The sequence below is a fragment of the Sandaracinaceae bacterium genome, assembly GCA_020633055.1.
Lineage (GTDB): Bacteria > Myxococcota_A > Polyangia > Polyangiales > Houyiibacteriaceae > JADJJE01.
This window is the reverse complement of the sequence record JACKEJ010000006.1, coordinates 51,610-71,323: the sequence shown is the minus strand read 5'-3', so window position 1 is coordinate 71,323 and position 19,714 is coordinate 51,610. Positions and strand designations below refer to the sequence as shown.

Here is a 19,714-nt window from a genome sequence, read left to right as displayed (position 1 = left end):
GCCGTCACGGCGCGCTCGTCGTGAGCTCCACGCGGTCCGTCATGCCCGTGGCGGTCGTCACGCCTCCGTCGCCGTAGAGGTGCGCTCGCACGACACGCACCGGGAGGTCCATCTCGCCATCGCTGCGCTCGAGCGTCACGACCACCTGCCCACCCACCGTCTCGGCGCGCAGCGTGATGACCCGGTACTCACCTTCCAGGTGGCCGTGGCCTTCGCCCTCGTCTTCGTAGAGCGTCCCCTGTGCCGTCCCGTCCTCGCCCAGCGCGAGGTACAGGTCGAGCGCGGACGTCGGGTCGTAGGCCGTGGTCTGCCCGACGACGCCGGTGGGCACGATCGCGCCGTTCCGGAGGCGGATGTGCGGGTGCGCCGCATCCTGGTCGGGATCCTCTCCGACCAGCGTGATCTCGTGATCGAAGCCGTCCGGGAGGGCGAGCGGCGAGTCGTCCCCCAACACTCCGCCGGGCCACTGCGGCACGATCAGCAGGTCTGCGCCGAAGAGGAACGCGCGGTCCTCGCCGCGCAGACGTGCTTCCCCTGGCGACGCGAAGAACACTGGGCGGAACACCGGCGCGCCCTCCACCGCCGCGGCGCGCATGGCGGTGTAGAAGTAGGGCAAGAGCCGGTAGCGCCGCTCGACGGCTTCGCGATAGACCCGCTCGATCTCGGGGCCGAAGTCCCAGGCGTGGTGCGTTGGACCGCCGAACATCGACGTGAACGGGTCGTCCAGGCCCGCCGAGTGGTTGCGACAGAACGGGTAGAACACCCCGATACCGATCCAGTGCGCGAACAGTGTGGGATCCCACATCCCGTTCGCCTCGACGAAGAACCCACCCACATCGGCCCCCGAGAACGGCTGCCCAGAGAGCCCCAGGTTGGCGATCATCGCGATGGACCAGTGCAGGTGCTCCCACGTCGAGGTGTTGTCCCCCGTCCACGTCGCCGAGTGCCGCTGACCACCGATGTAGTTGGAGCGCGTGAGGAGGAACGGACGGCGGTCGGGATAGGCGTCGCGGAACGCGGCTTCGGACGCCGCGAGCTGTTGGAGCGCATAGACGTTGTGAAACTGCGCGTGGGTCCCTGCCGGGTAGCGCTCGTCTCCGAGCGCGACGACGGTCTCGGGCGGGTACCACCCTCGAACGAGGTCGTAGACGACCGGTTCGTTCAGGTCGTCCCAGATCCCATCGAACCCACTGGACCGCACGAACGTGCTCATGTGGCGCGTCCACCACTCGCGCGTGGCGCGCTGGCTGAAGTCGGGAAACGCGTTGCGATAGTTCCAGACCACGGACCTGTACTCGTTGCCGTCTTGGTTCATCAGCAACAGACCTTGGCTGACGGCCTCCTGATACAACGGGAAGTCCTCTTCGAGGCGGACCCCCGGGTCGAAGATGGGCACCACCCGGTAGTCCATCGCGTGGAGATCGTCGATCATGCCCACCGCGTCGGGGAACCTCTCCTCGTCGAAGGTGAAGAGCTTGTAGGTCTCCATGTAGGCGCCATCCAACCAGAGGACGTCGGTCGGGATGTTGTGCTCCCGAAGCTCCTCTCCGATCGCCAGCATCTCGGCCTGGGTCGAGTACGAGAAGCGGCTCTGTTGGTGACCGAGGGTCCAGCGAGCGGGCATGTCCATGTGGCCCGTGAGGTCCGCCAGCGCTCGCAGGACCTCGTCGGGAGTCGCCCCCTGGACGATCACCACGGGGAATGGAGCTGCAGCCTCGAAGCGGATGCCGTCCGAGAGGTCGATCCAAGCACGCCGCGTGGTGTCGGCCAGCACGCCGAAGGCGGTGCCATCGGCGCGGACGGCCAGGACCCACGGGTGCGCCTGATACAGGTTGAGGTAGGTGTCGTCGTAGCGGATGCCGTTCTCGCCGCTCATGAAGTTGGGCATCTCGGTCCAGACCTGTGTGCGGGCGCCGTTGCGCAGCAGGGGTCCAACGACCTCGCCCGTTCCGTAGAGGTCCGTGCCGGGCGCGATGGCAACGTGGACGACGTGGGTCGGGCTCTCGCTCGGACCCTCCACCGAGAACACGGGGGCGGGCCCCCAGCCCTCGGGGACTGGCCCCGTGGGATAGCGCGGCTCCTCGAGCGCGAAGGACGGGAACAGCTCTTCGGGCATCACTCCGTCCGGCAGGAAGCGCGCGACGCCGTCGTCGAGCAGACCCGGTTGGTGTTCGGGGACCTTACCGGCCGAGCCGCAGCCGGCCAGCAGCAGGGCCGACACGCCGAGCAGCCAGGTGCTGCCGTCAAGCTTCGTGGGTGACTTGGTCATGAGGCGGGAGCGTCTACCGCCTGCGCACCCATGGCTTGTCAGATCGGCTCGTTCTCCTGTCGCTTTGGCCGAAAGGCCGCTCCGTGGCGCTCTCGACGCCCGCGTGGATGAAGGGATGGAGCGCGAAGGCGCGGTAGCCACGGGGCGCGGCCTGGCCTACCGTGGGCGCGTGCCGCTGGACCGTCGCACCATCACGTTCTGCGCGCTCGCCGGTGCGGCCTCGGTCGCGGCGTGTGGCGGCCGCTCCCCAGTGGCGGGCCCGGCGACCGAGGGTGAACGGGTCGCGCCGGCCACTCCGCTGCGCAGCGACGCCGCGTCGGTGGACGATGTGATCGACGGACGGGTCGAGATCGGCGCGCGGGTGCGGGTCAGGGGCCAGGTGGTCCCTGCGACGTTGGGATGTGTGGACATGGTCTGCGAGACGGAGTCGGGGTGCTGTGGGGCGTGCGGTGGGGACGCCGTGCTGGTGGCGCGTACGTCTCCTCCACCCGAGCGTTTTCTCTGGCTCTCGCCGCGGACCCCTGATGGGTCGCCGGACGCGATCGGAAGGTGCCACGACTCCGACGTGTGCGTGATGGCGTGCACGCCACCGAGCGGTGGGCTCGTGGAGATCCGCGGGGAGGTCGTCCAAGTGGGGGGCGACCGGGGGCTACTCGTGGATGGCTTCGCGCCGGCCGAGTAGTGTTCCCGCGCTCGTGACTCGGCGCGGCCCCCCACGGCGTGATGGCACGTCGACACCACAGTGCTCGGCACTGGACATCGGAGACGCGAGGCACAGGGAATCCCGATGACGCCCCTCGAACGACTCGAGCGCGCCTCGTGGGACCTGACGTGGCTGCCTCCCGACACACACGTGGTGGACCGACCCGAGGTCCTGGCCGTGAGCTGCGCGAGGGACGTGCCGTACCTGAACGCAGTCCTTCGCACGCGCGCGACTCCCGACCAATTGCCGGCGCTCGTCGAGGAGGTCGCCGCCATGCACCGCGAGCGCACGTCACGTTGGGTCGTCGTCGACAGCACACCCACGGCGGCGCTCAGGGACACGCTCGAGGGCGCCCGCTATCGCGCGACGCAGACTCACGACGCCCGCCTGGTGCATGTCCCGAGCGCCGTCCTGCCCAGCAGACCGGACACCATCGCCGTACGGCGGGTCACGGACGAGGCCACGCTGCGGGACTGCTGGGCGGTGATCGACGCCGCGTTCGGCCCTTCGCAGCGTCACCCGAACGACCTGACGGCAGAGCTCACGGCGTGCGCCTCGGAGCGCGGCCGCATCCAGCGCTTCGTCGCCTATGCGGACGGCGCCCCCATCGCGTCGGGGGGCATCACGCGCTACCCCGAGCTGAGCCTGGCGCTGTTGTGGGGCGGCGGGACAGTGCCACGTGCGCGCGGACGCGGCGCCTACCGCGCGCTCGTCGCGACCCGCCTGGCGTGCGCCCGGCGCTGGGACGTCGGCTTCGCGGGGCTCTACGCGAGGACGGGCAGCTCGAGCCCGCTCGTCGCCAAGCTGGGCTTCGCACGCCACGGGGAGATGACGTACTACACCCGGGACGCAGACACCTGACACCCATGCGTCGGCTTCGAAGCGCTCATCGCGCCTGCTCGGCCGGCATGCTCGTCGGCGTCTCGACGGGCATGAGCGCGTTGTCGGTGTACGTGTACCAGGTCTGGCGGTCTCCGCTGAGCACGCGCATGGGGAAGTACCCACGCGTGCGGTCCGGGCCGACACGCACGCCCACCTCGAGCTCGAGGACGCGCCCGCGCAGCTCCAGCACAGGCGCATCACGCTCCATCGCGTACACGAGCAGCGTGCTGTCCAGGCTGGGCCGCTCGCGGTCCAAAACGGCCACCAGCACGGGGCCCTCGTCCCTCCTCGCGCGGAACACCTGGATGGCTTCCGCGCGCTCCGCGATGGTGTACTCGTGGCGGACGGCGCCGGGCGTACACGCCTCGAGGGGATGCAGCGAGAAACGCCGGCCCCGACCGCGCGCGCTGCTGATGAACCACACGTACAGCGCCTCGCCGTCGGCGAACACCCCCTGCTCGTGCACCGTCACGCCATCGCCAGGTGGCGTGAGCTCGCCACAGTCCCCCTCCTCGAGCAGGCCGAGCGCTCGACCCCGCCCCCAACCGAAGGTCGCACCGGATCGGACAAACGCCCATGAGCCGTCACCGACATCGGAGTCGCGCATGCCGAAGGCTCCACGCACCAAAGTCACCAACGTGCCCGGCGGTCGTGCGCTGCGCACCATGTTGTCACCGGGTCGGTCGACGATCGCGAGCGGCGCGGTCGCACGCCCCAGCGACAACTCGGCCAGCGGCCCGACGAAGTAGGCTGGCTCGGTCGCGGCGCCAACGTGCGTGACCCCCGGGGGAAAGATCAGCGCCGCGGCGCGCTGCCCGCCGGGGTGAGCGATGCGCGCGAGCGGCTTCAGATGAGTGGGGAGGGCGCGCCAGTGCGGGAGCAAGCGCCCGGGCTCGTCCGCCCAGATGGCGCGCGTCTCGGGCGCCGCTGCGGGTGGACGCGCCGTCGCGGGCGCCAGGTCCAGCCCTGCGGCGAGCAAGGCCTCGCCGAGCGGCGTGTCCGCGCGCATCCAAGGCGCCAGCGTGCGGTACGGCACCCGCGCCGTGTGGTGTCTGTCGATCCGTAGCTCGATCCCGGTGGCCGTCACGAGGACGGGCGCGAGCGCCGCGCGCGGATCGTACTGCAGTCGGCGGAGCAACGCGGCTTCGTCCGTGCCAGGGATGAAGAGATCGAGGGGCTCGATGGCGCGCACCTCACTTCCGTCGATGACGAACAGGGCCGCTCGGGTGCGCTCGTCCAGGGGGCCGCGCTCGCGTGCGGCGGCCCGCTCCTCGGCCTCGCTCGCGTCGACGTCGGTGTCTTCGTCCTGGGTCCGGACGCGACGGGGTCGTGAGCGTCCAGAAGGCGCGGCCGCGCGGCCCACTGTGCTCGTCGAGCCTGCGGACGAGCTCGCGGACGCGTCATCGCCGGTATCCTCGTGCTCGTCCGCGTCCGTCGCCGCGCGCGGCGTGCACGTGAGCGCCACGAAGCGTGGCAACGCGAGCTCGACATGACAGCGCGCGTTGAGCGCTGCGATCCGATCGTCGAGAGCGGCCCTCGCCGTAGGGTCCGGCAGGGGCAGTGTCGGCACCCGCTTGCCGTCTACACGCCGACGCGACGTGCGGTAGGCGGACCGCAGGCGTACGCGAGTCCCGCGCGAGGTGACGGCAAATCCGGGGGGCGGCGCCGGAGGCTGCCGAGATACATGGGCCACGTCGGCGACGGAGTCGAACGGCTCGAGAGGCGCCTCCGCGGCCTCGGTGGCAGGAGGCGCGGGAGACGGCGTCGCGGCGGGCTCCGCGTCCGGCGTACACGCCATCATCGAGAGGGCGAGCACGAAGGGGCGGAACGGTCGCAACGAGAGCAGCATGCTCGCCGACGGATACTGCGCCCGGAGCGCTCTTCGCAAGCGTGACGGGCGGGCGCGGCCGCACGTACGCACGGCCGCGCCGCACAGCCTTGACGCCCCTTTGCGCTCCCGAGCGCGGGCGTGGAGCGCATCCTCTGGGGACGGCGCCACACATCGCAGGGCTCGCGCACCATCCGTCGGCTGCGGCCCCACCCGGCCGCTGTGGCCGACTTGGTGTGGGTGCGGGGCCGACTCCACGATCGCCCTAGAACCCACGTTTCGCACCTGTTTTCAAGGCCAACCTTTCCGCGCATGACCGGCTGGGTACGACGATGTGGCCGGCCTGGTGCGCTTGGCCGGCCCAGTTTCTGTCAGCTTCGAGACATGAACCTCCAGACCGCCGAGTCGCCCCGCCCGAACGCCGCGTCCCCCAGCACCGACGGAGGGTACGCCAGCCGGCCCATCCCCACGCGCAAGGGTCGACCGGTCATCGGCTCCACGATCGAGTTCCAGAAGGATCAGCTGGGCTTCGTACAGCAAATCCACCAGGACTACGGCGACGTGGTGAAGACCAACATCAGCTTGATGGACTGGTACTTCGTGCGCGACCCGGAGATCATCCACGAGATCAACGTGCGCCAGGCGAAGCTCTTCGTGAAGCCGGCGCTGGCGAAGCGCATCTGGAAGCTCTTCCTGGGGGACGGCGTGCTCACGGCGGACGGCGACAACTGGAAGCGCCAGCACGACCTCATCAAGCCGGGCTTCCACCGCCACCGCGTCGAGGCCTACGGCCCCGTGATGGTGCAGTACGCTCAAGAGATGCTGCGCGGCTTCGCCGACGGGGAGCCGCGCGACATGCGGCAGGAGATCAACAACCTGGCCATCCGCATCCTCGGCCGGACGCTCTTCGCGGCCGACATGGATAGCTCCGCGGACACGGTCTACAACGCGATGCACGACATCAGCGAGATCCTGGTGGAGCACATCAACCTGCCGCTCCCCACGCCGCGCTGGTGGCCGAGCGCCTCGAACCGCCGCAAGATCGACGCGATCGAGGCCATCGAGGGCGTGCTGAAGCGCCTCATCGCCGACCGCCGCTGTGAGGGCACGGACGCGGGTGACCTGCTGTCGCACCTCATCTTCGCGCGCGACAAGGAGGGTGGCCTCAGCGAGACGCAGCTACGCGACAACGGCATGACGCTCATCTTCGCGGGCCACGAGACCACCGCGCACGCGATGACGTGGGCCTGGTACCTCCTCGCGAAGCACCCCGAGGTGGCCGAGAAGCTGTACGCCGAGGTCAAGGCCGTGTGCGGGGACGAGCCCGTCAACGTCGAGCACCTGGAGCACATGCCCTACGTCACGCAGGTGATGAAGGAGAGCCTGCGCTTCCTGCCCTCCGTGTGGGCCTACATGCGCGCCCCCACCGAGGACGTGACCATCAAGGGCTACACCTTCCCGAAGGGCGCCGCGATCTTCATCAGCCCCTACGTGCTGGGCCGCGACCCGCGCAACCACCCGAACCCGCTCGAGTTCACCCCCGAGCGCTGGACGCGCGAGTACGAGCGCGAGCTGCCGAAGGGCGCGTTCGTGCCCTTCGCGGCGGGCCCGCGCGTGTGCGCCGGCCAGGGCTTCGCGCAGATGGAGATGAAGCTGCTCCTGGCCACCTTCGTGCAGAACCTGATCCCCACGCTGGCCGACGGCTTCGTGCCCGAGTTCGTGCCCGAGCTGAGCATGCACCCGGGCAAGAACGGCCTGAAGTGCAAGGTGGTCTTCCGCGAGGACGCGCCGCTGCGCCGCTGATCTGGGCGCGGTGCGCGTCTGCGGACCGCGAGCCCCTGGCTTCTCAGAGGCTGTCGCGAGTAGGGCTAGCTCCCGGTGGTGATGGGGGGCACCAGGCTGAAGCCAGGTGCCCCCCAGGTACATCGACGCCACCGGCGGTCCGAGGAGGCCCCCACACCGTGTCGCTGCTCTGCGTCCCTTCTCAGCGCGAGACCACGCTCGCCATCTGCACGGCCGCGTCCCAGACCGCCTTGCCGTTCGACGGGTCCAGCGCCAGCTCGCTGCACGGCTTCTCCTTCAGCATGTGCAGGTACGTGCCGGTGCGCCCCTCCATGCTGGCCGCGCACGCCAGGTAGGTCACCGGCTCGGCGGCCACCTCGGGTGAGTTGAACGCCAGGCTCATGATGGGCTTGAGCAGCGGCTTGGCCCACGCGGGCGCCTCGCGCGCCATGTTGGAGTTCACGGGTCCGGGGCACAGGTGGTGCACGGCCACGTCCGCGCTTCCGTCGGCCAGCGTGAGCCGGCGCGAGAGCTCCACCGCGTAGGTGCACAGGCAGAGCTTGCTGCGCCCGTAGTAGCGCATGGCGTCCTTGATGCCGAAGGCCTCGAAGCGCGCGAGCCCCGGGATGTCCAGCTGCGACGCCGTGCGGTGCGCCTCGCTCGAGACGAACACCACACGCGCGCGCGGCTCACCCGCGGCCGGCCCATTCTTGCCGAAGGTGTCGTTCGGGATGACTCCGTCGTGCAGCAGGCGGTCGAGCAGCACCGTCCCGGCCAGGAAGTTCACCGCCACCATCAGCTCGTAGCCCTGGGCCGACTTGCGCCCCTCGTTGGGCACGACGCCGGCGTTGCTCACCAGCACGTCGATGCGCTCGCCGCGGTCGCGCAGCGTGTCGCACAGGGCGTGCACGCTGTTCAGGTCCGACAGGTCGACGCGCAGCATCTCCACCTGCGGGTTGCCGCTGCGGGCGCGCACCTCGTCGCCCGCCTCGGGGATGCCCCCGCGACACGCCATCAGCACGCGCGCCCCACGTGACGCCAGCTCCACGGCCACGGCCTTGCCCAGGCCCGAGTTGCTGCCCGTGACCATCACCGTGCGTCCGTCGAGCCTGTCGCTCCCCCGCGCCCCGGGGATGCGCTGGGCGTCGCGGCCGCGCCCCACGTTCTCGCGGATGGCGGTGAGGATGGCGGACACGGGGTTGTCATGGCGTTGCTGCATGGATGGACCTCGGAAGAACGTGGCGGCGCGGGGGGTTGCGCCCGGGGGCGGGCAAGGGTAGCTTGGCTATTGGCTACTAGCCGTTAGCTCATTGTGAGTAGCCCACCCCGCGAACGAGATCAAGGCCGCCGAGCATCGATGATGATCACCAGCCCCGCCCCCTCCCCCACCGCAGCCCCGCCGTCCACGCGCGACCGCATCCTCGATGCGGCCGAAGACGCGTTCGCACGGGTGGGTTACGAGGCGGCGAGCCTGAGCGCCATCGCGGACCAGGTGGGCATCCGCACGCCGAGCCTCTACAAGCACTTCCCCAGCAAGCAGGAGATGTACGCAGCCGTGCTGGAGCGCCTGCTCGCGCCGCACGTGGAGACCATGCACGCGCTGCTGGCGCCCCCGACGGACCCCGCCGCGGCCATGCGCAACCTGAGCGCGGTGGTGCAGCTCTACTTCGCGTACCCGAACCTGGCGCGTCTGGTGCAGCACGCCGCGCTGGCGGGGGGCCCCGAGCTGGACGTCATCGTGGAGCGTTGGTACGGGCCGCTGCTCTCGCGCGCCGCCGAGCTCACCCCCGGCACGCACCCGGCCGACGAGCGGGTCACACCCACCGCCGTGGTGGTCGCGGTGCACGCCATGCTGTCGGGGCTGGTGACGCTGGCGCCGCTCCACGCGCGCACGGGAGCGCCTCCGAGCGACGAGCTGATCGTGCTGCTGGGCACCTGGGTGAGCGCTCTGTGGTCCGGCGCGGGCGCGGGCGTGGTGAAGTAGCGGGCCGGCGCGACGCCTACCCGATGAAGCCACCCGCCAGCATGACGAACAGCGCGACACCCATGAGCGCCCCTGCGGTCATGCCGATGACGTAGTACGGCCGCAAGCGATCGCTGGCCGTGCGGTAGCGCGTGAGGCCCGCGCGGTACGTGGCGAGCGTGATGATGGCGCCGAGGGGACCGACGACCGCGGGACCGGTCCAGTCGTCGGGGTGCACCACCAGCCAGCCGAGCGAGAAGCCGAGCATCGCCGGGCCCCACACGAACATCAGGAAGAACAGCTTTGCCATGCGCGCCGCCCAGCGTATCAGAGCGGGTCGGCGGGGCGCACGCGGGTGCTCGCGCGGCGGACGGAGATGCGCCGGATGTGGCCGCGCACGAACGCGCTCGCAGGGTCGTCGTCGAGCGCGCGGGGCCAGAGCAGCTCCATGGGAGCCCCCGTCAGCTCGAACGGCACGGCGGTCGTACGGAGCGCGGGACGCGCGCGGCGGATCTCTTGCGCGACGCGCCGTGGCACGGTGGCCAGCAGCGCGCCTCCCTCGACGAGCGCCCCCACGTGGGCGAAGCTCGGCACGGAGCAGCGCACGCGCCGCGCCTCGTGGAACACGTCTTCGATGATGCCGCGTAGGTCGCCGTTGTAGGAGACGATGACGTGCTCCTGCTGGAGGTAGGCCTCGCGCGTGAACGGGCGCCGCAGGGCGAGGTGGCGCGGGTCGTAGAGGCACACGAACCCCTCATGGAACAGCTCCTCGCGGAGGATGCCCTCGGGCAGCTCGTCCGCCACCGTGACGGCGCCGTCGAGTGGCGGCCCCGCGAACACGGCGTGCACGGTGCGGAACTGCACGGGCAGCACGACCAGCCGCATGCCTGGGGCGTCCTGGGCCAGCACACGCAGGAGGGGCGGCAGCAGCCACGACTCCGCCGAGTCCGACACGCCCAGGCGCAACACCCGTTCGCTGGTGCGCGGATCGAAGGGCGCCGGGTCCAGCGCTGCGTCCACCAGCGGCTGCAGGTGCGGCGTGACGCGCGCGAGCAGCTGGCGACCGCGGGCCGTGAGCACCACGCCGCGCCCCTGGCGCACGAAGAGCGCGGCGCCGACCGCCGTGTTCAGCCGTTTCAGCGCAGCGCTCACGGCGGGCTGCGTCAGATACAGCTGCGCGGCGGCCCGCGTGACACTGCCCGTCGCGGCGACCACGGCGAAGACGCGCAGCAGGTTCAGGTCGAGGTCGCGTCCATAAACACTATTCATGATTCACATACATCCTATCCATTGGATGCATCCCGCGGCAACGCCTAGCTTGCTGCTCATGACCCAGCACACCTCCTCCTCCGCCGCTTCTCCCACCCTCTCCCTCGGACGCACCGGCCCGCGCGTCGCGCCCATCGCGCTGGGCTGCATGGGAATGTCCGGCATGTACGGCCCAACCGACGAGCGCGAGTGCATCGCGACCATCCACGCGGCCCTCGAGCGGGGCGTGAACCTGCTCGACACGGGCGACTTCTACGGCCAGGGCGAGAACGAGCTGCTGGTGGGCAAGGCGCTCCGCAGCGCGGACGTACGGCGCGACGACGTGCTGCTGTCCGTGAAGTTCGGCGCGCTGCGCGCCCCTGACGGCTCGTTCACCGGCTATGACGGGCGCCCCGCGTCCGTGAAGAACTTCCTCGCGTACAGTCTGAAGCGGCTCGGCGTGTCGTACATCGACATCTACCGGCCGTCGCGGCTCGACCCCGACGTGCCGATCGAGGACACCATCGGGGCCATCGCGGACATGGTGCAGGCGGGCTACGTGCGGCACATCGGGCTCTCCGAGGTGGGCCCCGAGACCATCCGCCGCGCCCACGCGGTGCACCCCATCGTGGACCTGCAGATCGAGTACTCCCTGCTGAGCCGGGGCCTCGAGCGGGCCATCCTGCCCGTGCTCGAGGAGCTGGACATCGCGGTCACGGCCTACGGCGTGCTGTCGCGGGGCCTGCTCACCGGCTCTACGCCGAGCGCGGGTGCGGGTGACTTCCGCGGGAACCTCCCACGCTTCTCGGGCGACAACCGGGCGCGTAACGAGGAGCTGGTGCAGGCCCTCGCGCGCATCGCCGCGGCGCGCTCGGTCACTCCGGCGCAGCTGTGCGTGGCCTGGGTGCGAGCGCAGGGCCCACGCTTCGTGCCCCTCATGGGCTGCCGCACGCGCGCTCAGCTGGACGAGGCGCTGGCGGCGCTCGCCGTGACGCTGAGCGACGACGAGGTGGCCGAGCTGGAGCGCGCGCTGCCCGCCGACCAAGTCGCGGGCGAGCGCTACCCAGCGTTCCTGATGAGCATGCTGGACAGCGAGCGCGCGTAGCGCACGGGGACCAGCATCGCTGCTACGAGCAGGCGCCGGTCCTGCTCCGTGCTCTAACTTCGCGACGGGATCGGGGGCCTGCTACGGTTGCGCATGGCTTCGCACCGCACACCCTCCCCGCGCCTCACGAAGATCATCTGCACCATCGGGCCCGCCACGTGGTCGAGCCAGGGGCTGCGCGAGCTGCTGGACGCTGGCATGGACGTCGCGCGCCTCAACATGTCGCACGGCGACCACGCGGCGCACCTGAAGGTCATCCGCAACCTGAAGAGCTTGAACAAGAAGCTCGGCAACCCCGTGGCGCTGCTGATGGACCTGCAGGGCCCCGAGATCCGCACGGGCGAGCTGTCCGAGTCCATCGACCTGAAGAAGGGCGACGTCTTCTACTTCTCGGTGCTGCCGGGCGACTCCGAGGCGCGCACGGTCCACGTGAACTACCAGGATCTCGTGCGCGATCTGAAGCGCGGCGACATCGTCACGGTCGACAACGGGTTGATCAACCTGGAGGTGCTCGCCGTGGAGGAGCACCGCCTGAAGTGCCGCGTGCGCGATGGCGGCAAGCTCGGGTCCCGCAAGCACGTGAACCTGCCGGGCGTGCGCGTGAACCTGCCGTCCATCACCACCAAGGACCGCGCGGACATCCAGTTCGCCATCGAACAGGACCTCGACTTCATCGCCCTGTCGTTCGTGCGCGGACCCGAAGACGTGCTCGAGGTGCGCGAGCTGATCGAGAAGGCCGGCGGGCACCAGAAGCTCATCTCGAAGATCGAGAACCGCGAGGGCGTGGACAACTTCGACGCGATCCTGGCGGTGTCCGACGGCATCATGGTGGCGCGCGGCGATCTCGGCGTGGAGGTCGACCTCGAAGACCTGCCGGTCATCCAGCGCATGATGGTCCGCAAGTGCGCCATCGCGGGCAAGCCCTCCATCGTGGCCACGCACTTGCTCGAGTCGATGATCGAGAACCCGATGCCCACGCGCGCCGAGGTCACGGACGTGGCCAACGCCGTGACCGAGCAGGCCGACGCCATCATGCTGAGCGGCGAGACCGCGACGGGCGCCTACCCCGGGCGCTGCGTGCAGATCATGGACCGCATCGCGCGTCGCATCGAGACGGAGCCCGGGCTGGGCTTCTACGAGCTGCGCCCGCCCACCACGACGCAGCGCGAGCACATCGCGCGCAGTGCGTGTCGCCTGGCCGACGCGATGCACGCGACGGGCATCATCGTGGTGACGCGCCGTGGGCTCTTTGGGCAGCTGGTGTCGAGCTACCGGCCAGCGCGCACGCCCATCTACGCGTTCACGAACATGAGCACCTCGCGGCGCAAGCTGTCACTGCTGCGCGGCGTGGTGCCCTTCCGGATGCGTCTGTCAGCCGACCCCCAGAAGACCATCGACATGGCGCTGGCCCGCATCCGCGAGCAGGTGGACGTGCCCCCCGAGGCGAAGTTCGTGGTGGTGAGCGACGTGCTCACCAGCAGCGGCGAGCTGGTGACGAGCATCCAGGTGCGCGACGCGGGCTGACGCGAAGGCTGCCCCAGCCTCACTCGGCGGCGGGGGCCTCGGCGGCAGGCGCGGCCTCGTCCGTCTCTTCGGCGGCGGGCGCAGCCGCGGTGGTCGGCGAGACGTTGACGTGGATCAGCGTGGACAGCGCGCTGCCGTAGGAGCGGTGCGCGCCGTCTGCGAACTGCAGGCGCAGCGTGTGCGGGCCGGGCTCGAGCTGCAGCTCGGCCTCGGTCTGCGCCAGGCCATAGTGGATGTGCGTGGGGGTCGCGGGCACCGCCTCGCCGCGGGGCACGCCATCCCCGTCGATGATGATGTGGTGATGCCCGGCTCCCTCCGCGAGCTCGCCAGCGCGCATCACGCGGAGGTTCTCCGCGCCCATCTCGACGTGCACGGCGACCTTGCCATCCACGAGCGGACCGACCACGGTCGCGCCGTCTGCCGGGGCGACGAAGAACACGCGCGCGTCGGGCGAGACCTCGGGCATGGGCATGGGCTGTTCCTCGCCATGGGCCGCGTGCTCGTGCGCATCGTCCTCGGAACCACAGGCAAGGCAGAGCCCGACGAGCGAGGCACAGAAGACGGCCGACACCCAACGGGCAGGGGTGGCGACGCGCGAGGGGGTTGAAGCAGGGCGGAACGATACGGACACAGTGGCTCCCGAGCGAAAGGTGGTGCGGGGAGTATGACCCCTTTCGTCCAGTGGCGCCCCCGTTGGTCGCCGCGACGTCGTCGGCTGGCCTGGCTCGTCCACGTCCTCGTGCTCGGACCCAACGCGTCAGCGCAGCAGGACCCCACCGCCACGGAGGATCCACGCTGCCAACGTGGTGCTCCAGGCGAAGTGCCCAGCCAGCCACGCCACGAAGACCCAGCGCGGCGCAGCCCCTGCGGGGGCAGCCGTGAACGCCCACAGCATCGCCGCGAGCGTCAGCGCCACCGCCGCGACGTTCGCGCGCGCGAGGCGGGGCGTGACCGTGCACGAGACCAGCAGCTTGACCCCAGGGAGGTGACCGACGAAGCCGATCAGCGCGCAGCGGCGTAGACGTTCGGGAGACGGCGGCGCGGGCGTCATGGGCGCAAGATAGGCGGCGGGTGGAGTCGGCGCGAGCACACGCATGGTAGGCTGGCCCAGGACGCGACGCGCACTCCTCAGCCGTGAAGCTTCTCGCCAGATAGTCGGAGCACCAGAACAGGGAGCATGACCGAGCCGACGCGGTACTGGACCCCCACCCTCCACCCCGTGACGGCGGAGCTCGTGGGCCTGAGCACGAGGCTCGAGGGTCGGGACCATCCGCTGCAACTGGAGTACGGCGGGCTGCGGCGCCTGCGCGTGGCGCGCGGGAACGAGCCCCTGATCTGGGCGCGGGTGCTCCCACGTCACGAGGGCCTGTGGGTGGTGCGCAGGCGAGGGCCGCGCGAGCTGGGTGTGCTCCCACCCATCCGCGCCGACGACGCGCGCACGCGACGCACGTCCGTCGACTGGATGAAGTGGGTGGCCAACGGGCTCCAGCGGAGCGAGACGCCGCTGCGCGCGGGCGAGTGGCAGCTGACCGACATGTACCAGGCTCCGCCGTCGCTGATGAACCGCGTCCGGGGGGAGCTGCCTGACGCCTACGGTTCGAGGGAGCCCGACCACCTGCCGTCTCCGGCCTTCGGCGTGCGCGATGCGCTGCGGGTGCCGAACGTGTCCTTCCAGCGCTGGTGCGTCAACGGTTCCGCGCGCGTCCTCCCGCTGAGGGATCCATCGCCGCCGGACGCGGGGCGAGTGAAGGCCTGGCGCAAGCATGCACGCAAAGGCACGCTGCCGCCCCTGGTGCTGTGGTGGGTGAGCGCGTTCGACATGCACGTGCTGGTGGATGGACACGATCGACTGCAGGCCGCGGTCGCCGAAGACGTCGCGCCGCATGCGCTCGTGCTCTGGCAGGCGCGCGAGGAACCCTCGTGGAGCTCCCCCGAGTGGCGCCATGAGATGCTCGGGCGCTACCAGCGGGCCTTCATGGCCGAGGACAGGCTCTCGCTCCGTCGCAGGCTGGGCCTGAACGCGTCGCTGGTGGAGGCCTTTCGCACCTATCGACGGGTAGGCACACGGGCGCGGGCGCGGGCGTCGATGGGCGCCGAGTGGGCCGCCGAGGTACGGGCGGAGCTCGCCGACGACCCCGCCGCGGCCCGACGGGTGTGCGACGAGTAGATGAGGGTCGAGCGCGTCCACGAGCGCCGTCGACCCGGCGAGCCGACGCGCGCATTGCCCCAGGATCAGGACGCGTCGCCAGCCTCGCCGGTGCGCTGCGTGACCGCCTCGGGGGTGAGCGAAAGGCGCGCAGGGATGCCCGAGCCACGGTGCTCGCCGATGGCCTCGACGAGCGCGCGGCGCATGCTCTGGCAATCGCTGTAGCGCACGCTCCGGTCGCGGTGCAGGGCGCGGCTGACGATGCGGCTCACCTCGGGCAGCACGTCGGGGCGTAGCTCGTCGATGATCGGCGGGGGCTCGTCGATGATGCGGCGGAAGAGCGCCGCCACGCTGCGCGAGTCGCGCAGGTCGTAAGGGGGGCGCCCGGCGAGCAGCTCGAACAGCGTGCAGCCCACGGAGTACACGTCGGAGCTGGGGCCCACCTGCTCGCCCATGATCTGCTCGGGCGACATGTAGGGGGGCGTGCCGAGCGCGACGCCCGAAGCGGTCAGGCGGTCGTCCTCGCCGAAGCGGCGCGAGAGACCGAAGTCCACCAGCTTCACCATGCGCTCGCCGCCGACGGTGCCGACGATGATGTTCCCGGGCTTGATGTCGCGGTGGACGATGCCCGCCGCGTGCACCGCCGTGAGCGCACCCAGCAGGCCAATCGTGATGGCGACGGCCAACGACTCGTCGACGGTTCCGTCGGCGATCAGCTCGGCCAGGGTCTGCCCGTCGAGCAGCTCCATCACGACGAAGGGGTGACCCACGGCATCGAAGCCCATGTCGAACACCTTCACGATGTTCGGGTGACTCACCGTCGCGAGCGCCTGGGCTTCGCGCAGGAACCGCACCCGCTCGACCGAGCCGGGGAGGAACTTGCGGTGGAGGATCTTGACCGCGACCTCGCGGCCCGTGTAGCGCTCGGTGGCGCGGTACACGACACCCATCGCGCCACGCCCCAGCTCCTCGGTGAGGACGTACCGATCCGGCCCGTTGGCGCCGGGCTCAGAGTCCGCGACCGGGGGGTAAGACGACCGGAGACCGCAAGCGCAACCCCCGGACTGGGGACGACGCTCTGCACCGCAAGCGCGGCATATGGTCAGTGTGGGTTCATCCGACATGATCTGGCATCGGGTGCCTAAGCAAAGAACGCGCCATCTCATTTCTGGGACAGTTGGTCAAGTTCGCGGTGAAGATCATTGGACAAAAGCGTATACGCGGATCCATGGGGTAGCCATCGCGGCCACTGCGCATTTCACCAGGGTGGGGGGCGAACCCAACTCTGCGAAGGCTGGCGCCCACACTTCATGCCGGCGGCCGAGCCAAGCTCAGGGCTTGGAGTCGTTGCGCTGCTTCTGAGCCAGCAGGCGCTCGGCGAGTGACTGCCCGGCAACCGACGCCGCGACGGGGACCTCGACGGTCTCCGACCCCGCGCGCGCTGGCTGCGACTCGGTGGGTACGGGATCCGCAGCGACCGCCCGATGGATGGGTGGTCCATCGCCCACCTTGGCGGGTGGATGCCGGACGAGCGCGATCTCTGGGGCGACATCCCGCTCGTGCTCGGCAGCGCGGGCCGCACGACGCGCGGCGAGCTGCTCCGCTGTCGACGGCGCCTCGCCAACTCCGTTCGGGATCGTCCGGGCCTGGATGCGCGCACGCAGCAGCTGGTGCACGGGTGGCAAGACGAGTCGGCGCCCAGACACGCCCAACAGCAACGCGAGCAGCGCCATCCGCAGGGCCCACTCCCACAGCGGGTCGAACGCGCGGTGAGGGGGCGGCCGCTCGACCAGCGCGTCCGCCAAGGAGAGGTGCACCCGTCCTCCGGTGAGCGCGGCGACCTGGGCGAGCAGCACGTGGTCGGTACCTTGCCCGCGCAGCTCGTCCGCCGCGGTCATCACGCCCCCCGCCGTCCCAACGAGCTGTTCGCCCGCCGAGGTGGTCACCAGGTAGGCCCCCGGCGCACCCGGTGTGAAGGTGGCCTCGTAGCGCCCGGGACCTGTCTGTCGAAGCTGGAGCGCCTCGCTGCGTCCGTGGGGTCCCGCCACATGCGCACGCAGCTCGAGGTGGTTGCGGTAGCGGCCGTCGTCGTCGAGCGCCTCGACCACCACGCGCCCCTGGCCGCCCGTGAGCGCGAGCTGCACGCGGGCGTGTGGATCCTGGCGCGGTCGCGCGACGTCGCGCGCGAGCTGACCCATCAGCGGCACGTAGCCGGGCCAGCTCAGCCAGGGAGCGGCGTAGCGGGCGCCCGCGTCGGTCGTGAACACGGCGGACCGGCCGAGGCCGTGCTGCCACGTCGCGAGCAGCGGATCGCCCTGCCCGGCGAACAGCAGCACGGACGCGTCACTGCGCGCGTTCACGATGCTGTACCCGAGCAGCGGCGGCGCAGTGGACACCTCGATGCCGTCGGTGGGCGGCCCTCGCTCGCCGAGGCTCACGGAGGTGGGCTCGCGTCGCAGGACGGAGCGGCTCGCCTCGATGGTCTCCTGCGTGAAGATGCGAGGCAGCTCGGTCAGGTCCTCCACGATGTAGAACCGACCACCTCCGGTGGTGCTGAGCCGCTCCAGCGCCGGAGTATCGGGCCCGTTCCCCATCGACACCACCGACGTCGTGATCTCGCCACCCTCCGCGCTCGCCGCCGCGCGCACGAGGGACTCGGCCCGGGTCATCTCCTCCGAGTCCGAGCCGTCGCTGAACAGCAGGAGGTGGCGTAGTTGGGTGGGCTCGTCGCGCAGGGCCGCGTAGGACGCCTCGAGCGTCACATCCACGTAGATGCCGCCACCACCCGGGCTCGCGCGTCGCACCGCCGCCGCGACCCGCTCCGGGTCGGTGACGCTGACCATTGGTTGCGTCCAGTGGACCTCCGTGTCGACGTGCATGACGCCGACGCGGTCGTTCACGCTCAGCAGCAACGCGGAGCGTGCGGCCGCCTCGTTCGCGAGGTCCAGCTTGGTGCGCCCGCCGCTCACCGTGACGCCCATCGAGCCACTGTTGTCGATGGCGATCACCATCGCGAGCGACATCCGGTCCCGGCGTCGTCGTAGATCGAAAGTCGCGGGGAGCACCTCCTCGACCTCGGTGTACGCATAGCCGCCGAGCCCGAACGCGTCGTGGGCCCCCTGCATCACCAGCCCTCCGCCAAAGTCCCGTACGTAGGCCCCGAGTGCCTGCATCTGAGCCTCGGACAGCAGGCGCGCGTTGACGTCGGAGAGCCAGATCAGGTCGTAGGCGCCCAGCTCACCCAAGGTGGTCGGCAGGCCCGCCCCCGGGACGAGCGTCGTGAGCAAGTCGCGCGCCTGCAGCGCGCCCGCCAACCCGCTCGCCTGCTCGGGGTCCCCCGCCACGACCAAGGCACGCGCCGGGCCAACGACGCGCGTGAACGCGCCGCCCATGTTGTTGAGGCGCGCGACGTCGCGCGCCTCGTCCAGCGGCACCAAGGTGACGTGGTAGTGGTGTAGCCCGGGTCCGGGGGCGCGGTCGCGGAACACGAAGACATCCTCCCCCACGGGCAGCTCGATGTCGGCTTGCGCGAGCGGCTCACCGTCGCGATCGACCAAGACGCGCGCTGGTGTCGCCGCGGTGGCGCGCGTGACGATGCGCACGTCCACCGGTTCGTCGCCCTGGACGTCAGCTGGCGCGCGCACGCTCGTGATGGCGATGTCCGGCCCCGGCTCACGCTCGACGGGCACGACGTCTATCGCGATGCCGCGGGCCGCCGCAGCCTGCGCTGCGGCGAGCGTATCCCCCTGCGTCGCGTGTCCGTCGGTGAGGAGCACGAGCCGCCCGACGTAGCCATCTGGGACGTCCGCCAACGCGCGACGCAGCCCGGCTTCGATGTCGGTACCGTCACGCGGCACGCTGGCGCTCAGCGGTCCCAGCTCGCGCCGGGTCGCGGGCCTGCGCTCCGTCGCCGCCTCGCTTCCGAACACGACCACCCCGGCCGCATCCTCGGGGGCCAGGGCACGCAGCGCCCCGCGCACGTCGTCGAACGAGTCCGTCGAGGTTCCGTCGGCCGCGGCCACCGAACGCGAACGATCGAGCACGAAGACCACGGCCATCCGGTCGACGTCGCGCCCCAGCTCGAGCCCCCCGACAGCCGCGAGCGTGAACAGGGCGGTGAGCGCCATGCACACCTGCACGAAGCGCCGACGTGTGCCGACGAGGGAGGCGGGGAGCCTGCCCAAGCGCAGCAACACGAAGAGCGCGAGCGGGGCTGCGACCGCCAGCAGCCACGGCTGAGAGAAGCGCATCACGGCCGCGTCGC

Annotated in this window: 16 protein-coding genes; 7 read left to right on the top strand and 9 right to left on the bottom strand. The window is 70.8% G+C overall.

The genetic code is table 11. The features are described 5' to 3' along the window. Nucleotides 1-4: 4 nt before the first annotated feature. Nucleotides 5-2,269 (bottom strand): DUF5110 domain-containing protein, encoded by a 2,265-nt coding sequence (locus H6726_09735; GenBank protein ID MCB9657915.1) that lies wholly within the window; start codon nucleotides 2,267-2,269, stop codon nucleotides 5-7. 115 nt (nucleotides 2,270-2,384) lie between these two features. Between H6726_09735 and H6726_09730 the strand changes: the two genes are divergently transcribed. Then, entirely contained in the window at nucleotides 2,385-2,951 is a 567-nt protein-coding gene (locus tag H6726_09730; protein ID MCB9657914.1) for a hypothetical protein, read from the top strand. Nucleotides 2,952-3,056: 105 nt separating this feature from the next. Beyond that, nucleotides 3,057-3,833 carry a hypothetical protein gene (locus tag H6726_09725; protein MCB9657913.1) on the top strand — a complete coding sequence of 259 codons (777 nt, stop codon included), beginning with the start codon at nucleotides 3,057-3,059 and terminating at the stop codon, nucleotides 3,831-3,833. A gap of 25 nt (nucleotides 3,834-3,858) precedes the next feature. Here H6726_09725 and H6726_09720 read toward each other — a convergent pair whose 3' ends face one another. Further along, nucleotides 3,859-5,703, bottom strand: coding sequence for a hypothetical protein (locus H6726_09720; GenBank protein ID MCB9657912.1), 1,845 nt, complete (start codon nucleotides 5,701-5,703; stop codon nucleotides 3,859-3,861). A gap of 363 nt (nucleotides 5,704-6,066) precedes the next feature. On the opposite strand from H6726_09720, the gene H6726_09715 reads away from it, so the two are divergent. Beyond that, nucleotides 6,067-7,485 (top strand): cytochrome P450, encoded by a 1,419-nt coding sequence (locus H6726_09715; protein ID MCB9657911.1) that lies wholly within the window; start codon nucleotides 6,067-6,069, stop codon nucleotides 7,483-7,485. 181 nt (nucleotides 7,486-7,666) lie between these two features. Here H6726_09715 and H6726_09710 read toward each other — a convergent pair whose 3' ends face one another. Further along, complete coding sequence (locus tag H6726_09710; protein ID MCB9657910.1) at nucleotides 7,667-8,683, bottom strand: SDR family NAD(P)-dependent oxidoreductase; 1,017 nt, start codon at nucleotides 8,681-8,683, stop codon at nucleotides 7,667-7,669. Between the two features lie 138 nt (nucleotides 8,684-8,821). On the opposite strand from H6726_09710, the gene H6726_09705 reads away from it, so the two are divergent. Then, nucleotides 8,822-9,448 (top strand): TetR/AcrR family transcriptional regulator, encoded by a 627-nt coding sequence (locus tag H6726_09705; GenBank protein MCB9657909.1) that lies wholly within the window; start codon nucleotides 8,822-8,824, stop codon nucleotides 9,446-9,448. Nucleotides 9,449-9,464: 16 nt separating this feature from the next. Here the strand turns inward: H6726_09705 and H6726_09700 are convergent, their stop codons facing one another. Both H6726_09700 and H6726_09695 read right to left on the bottom strand, forming a co-directional pair. Next, nucleotides 9,465-9,737 carry a hypothetical protein gene (locus H6726_09700; GenBank protein ID MCB9657908.1) on the bottom strand — a complete coding sequence of 91 codons (273 nt, stop codon included), beginning with the start codon at nucleotides 9,735-9,737 and terminating at the stop codon, nucleotides 9,465-9,467. Between the two features lie 17 nt (nucleotides 9,738-9,754). After that, the gene (locus H6726_09695) at nucleotides 9,755-10,696 is read right to left on the bottom strand and encodes a LysR family transcriptional regulator (protein MCB9657907.1); all 942 of its coding nucleotides are present in this window, start codon (nucleotides 10,694-10,696) and stop codon (nucleotides 9,755-9,757) included. Nucleotides 10,697-10,754: 58 nt separating this feature from the next. On the opposite strand from H6726_09695, the gene H6726_09690 reads away from it, so the two are divergent. Beyond that, entirely contained in the window at nucleotides 10,755-11,780 is a 1,026-nt protein-coding gene (locus H6726_09690; protein MCB9657906.1) for an aldo/keto reductase, read from the top strand. Between the two features lie 93 nt (nucleotides 11,781-11,873). Beyond that, nucleotides 11,874-13,304 (top strand): pyruvate kinase, encoded by a 1,431-nt coding sequence (gene pyk, locus H6726_09685; protein MCB9657905.1) that lies wholly within the window; start codon nucleotides 11,874-11,876, stop codon nucleotides 13,302-13,304. A 19-nt stretch (nucleotides 13,305-13,323) separates the two neighbouring features. Here the strand turns inward: pyk and H6726_09680 are convergent, their stop codons facing one another. Both H6726_09680 and H6726_09675 read right to left on the bottom strand, forming a co-directional pair. Beyond that, the gene (locus tag H6726_09680; GenBank protein ID MCB9657904.1) at nucleotides 13,324-13,776 is read right to left on the bottom strand and encodes a DUF4399 domain-containing protein; all 453 of its coding nucleotides are present in this window, start codon (nucleotides 13,774-13,776) and stop codon (nucleotides 13,324-13,326) included. Between the two features lie 285 nt (nucleotides 13,777-14,061). Continuing rightward, nucleotides 14,062-14,355 carry a hypothetical protein gene (locus H6726_09675; protein ID MCB9657903.1) on the bottom strand — a complete coding sequence of 98 codons (294 nt, stop codon included), beginning with the start codon at nucleotides 14,353-14,355 and terminating at the stop codon, nucleotides 14,062-14,064. 126 nt (nucleotides 14,356-14,481) lie between these two features. Between H6726_09675 and H6726_09670 the strand changes: the two genes are divergently transcribed. Next, nucleotides 14,482-15,471, top strand: coding sequence for a hypothetical protein (locus tag H6726_09670; protein MCB9657902.1), 990 nt, complete (start codon nucleotides 14,482-14,484; stop codon nucleotides 15,469-15,471). A gap of 65 nt (nucleotides 15,472-15,536) precedes the next feature. On the opposite strand, the gene H6726_09665 is transcribed toward H6726_09670, so the two are convergent. Together H6726_09665 and H6726_09660 are read right to left on the bottom strand one after the other, a co-directional pair. Next, entirely contained in the window at nucleotides 15,537-16,400 is an 864-nt protein-coding gene (locus H6726_09665; GenBank protein ID MCB9657901.1) for a serine/threonine protein kinase, read from the bottom strand. A gap of 381 nt (nucleotides 16,401-16,781) precedes the next feature. After that, nucleotides 16,782-19,703, bottom strand: coding sequence for a VWA domain-containing protein (locus H6726_09660; protein ID MCB9657900.1), 2,922 nt, complete (start codon nucleotides 19,701-19,703; stop codon nucleotides 16,782-16,784). Between the last annotated feature and the right edge of the window lie 11 nt (nucleotides 19,704-19,714).

Excerpts from the sequence above, each read along its gene's own strand:
- H6726_09735 (MCB9657915.1), bottom strand. The coding sequence starts at position 2,269 with ATGACCAAGTCACCCACGAAGCTTGACGGCAGCACCTGGCTGCTCGGC.
- H6726_09730 (MCB9657914.1), top strand. The coding sequence starts at position 2,385 with ATGGAGCGCGAAGGCGCGGTAGCCACGGGGCGCGGCCTGGCCTACCGT.
- H6726_09725 (MCB9657913.1), top strand. The coding sequence starts at position 3,057 with ATGACGCCCCTCGAACGACTCGAGCGCGCCTCGTGGGACCTGACGTGG.
- H6726_09720 (MCB9657912.1), bottom strand. The coding sequence starts at position 5,703 with ATGCTGCTCTCGTTGCGACCGTTCCGCCCCTTCGTGCTCGCCCTCTCG.
- H6726_09715 (MCB9657911.1), top strand. The coding sequence starts at position 6,067 with ATGAACCTCCAGACCGCCGAGTCGCCCCGCCCGAACGCCGCGTCCCCC.
- H6726_09710 (MCB9657910.1), bottom strand. The coding sequence starts at position 8,683 with ATGCAGCAACGCCATGACAACCCCGTGTCCGCCATCCTCACCGCCATC.
- H6726_09705 (MCB9657909.1), top strand. The coding sequence starts at position 8,822 with ATGATGATCACCAGCCCCGCCCCCTCCCCCACCGCAGCCCCGCCGTCC.
- H6726_09700 (MCB9657908.1), bottom strand. The coding sequence starts at position 9,737 with ATGGCAAAGCTGTTCTTCCTGATGTTCGTGTGGGGCCCGGCGATGCTC.
- H6726_09695 (MCB9657907.1), bottom strand. The coding sequence starts at position 10,696 with ATGAATAGTGTTTATGGACGCGACCTCGACCTGAACCTGCTGCGCGTC.
- H6726_09690 (MCB9657906.1), top strand. The coding sequence starts at position 10,755 with ATGACCCAGCACACCTCCTCCTCCGCCGCTTCTCCCACCCTCTCCCTC.
- pyk (MCB9657905.1), top strand. The coding sequence starts at position 11,874 with ATGGCTTCGCACCGCACACCCTCCCCGCGCCTCACGAAGATCATCTGC.
- H6726_09680 (MCB9657904.1), bottom strand. The coding sequence starts at position 13,776 with ATGCCCATGCCCGAGGTCTCGCCCGACGCGCGCGTGTTCTTCGTCGCC.
- H6726_09675 (MCB9657903.1), bottom strand. The coding sequence starts at position 14,355 with ATGACGCCCGCGCCGCCGTCTCCCGAACGTCTACGCCGCTGCGCGCTG.
- H6726_09670 (MCB9657902.1), top strand. The coding sequence starts at position 14,482 with ATGACCGAGCCGACGCGGTACTGGACCCCCACCCTCCACCCCGTGACG.
- H6726_09665 (MCB9657901.1), bottom strand. The coding sequence starts at position 16,400 with ATGGGTGTCGTGTACCGCGCCACCGAGCGCTACACGGGCCGCGAGGTC.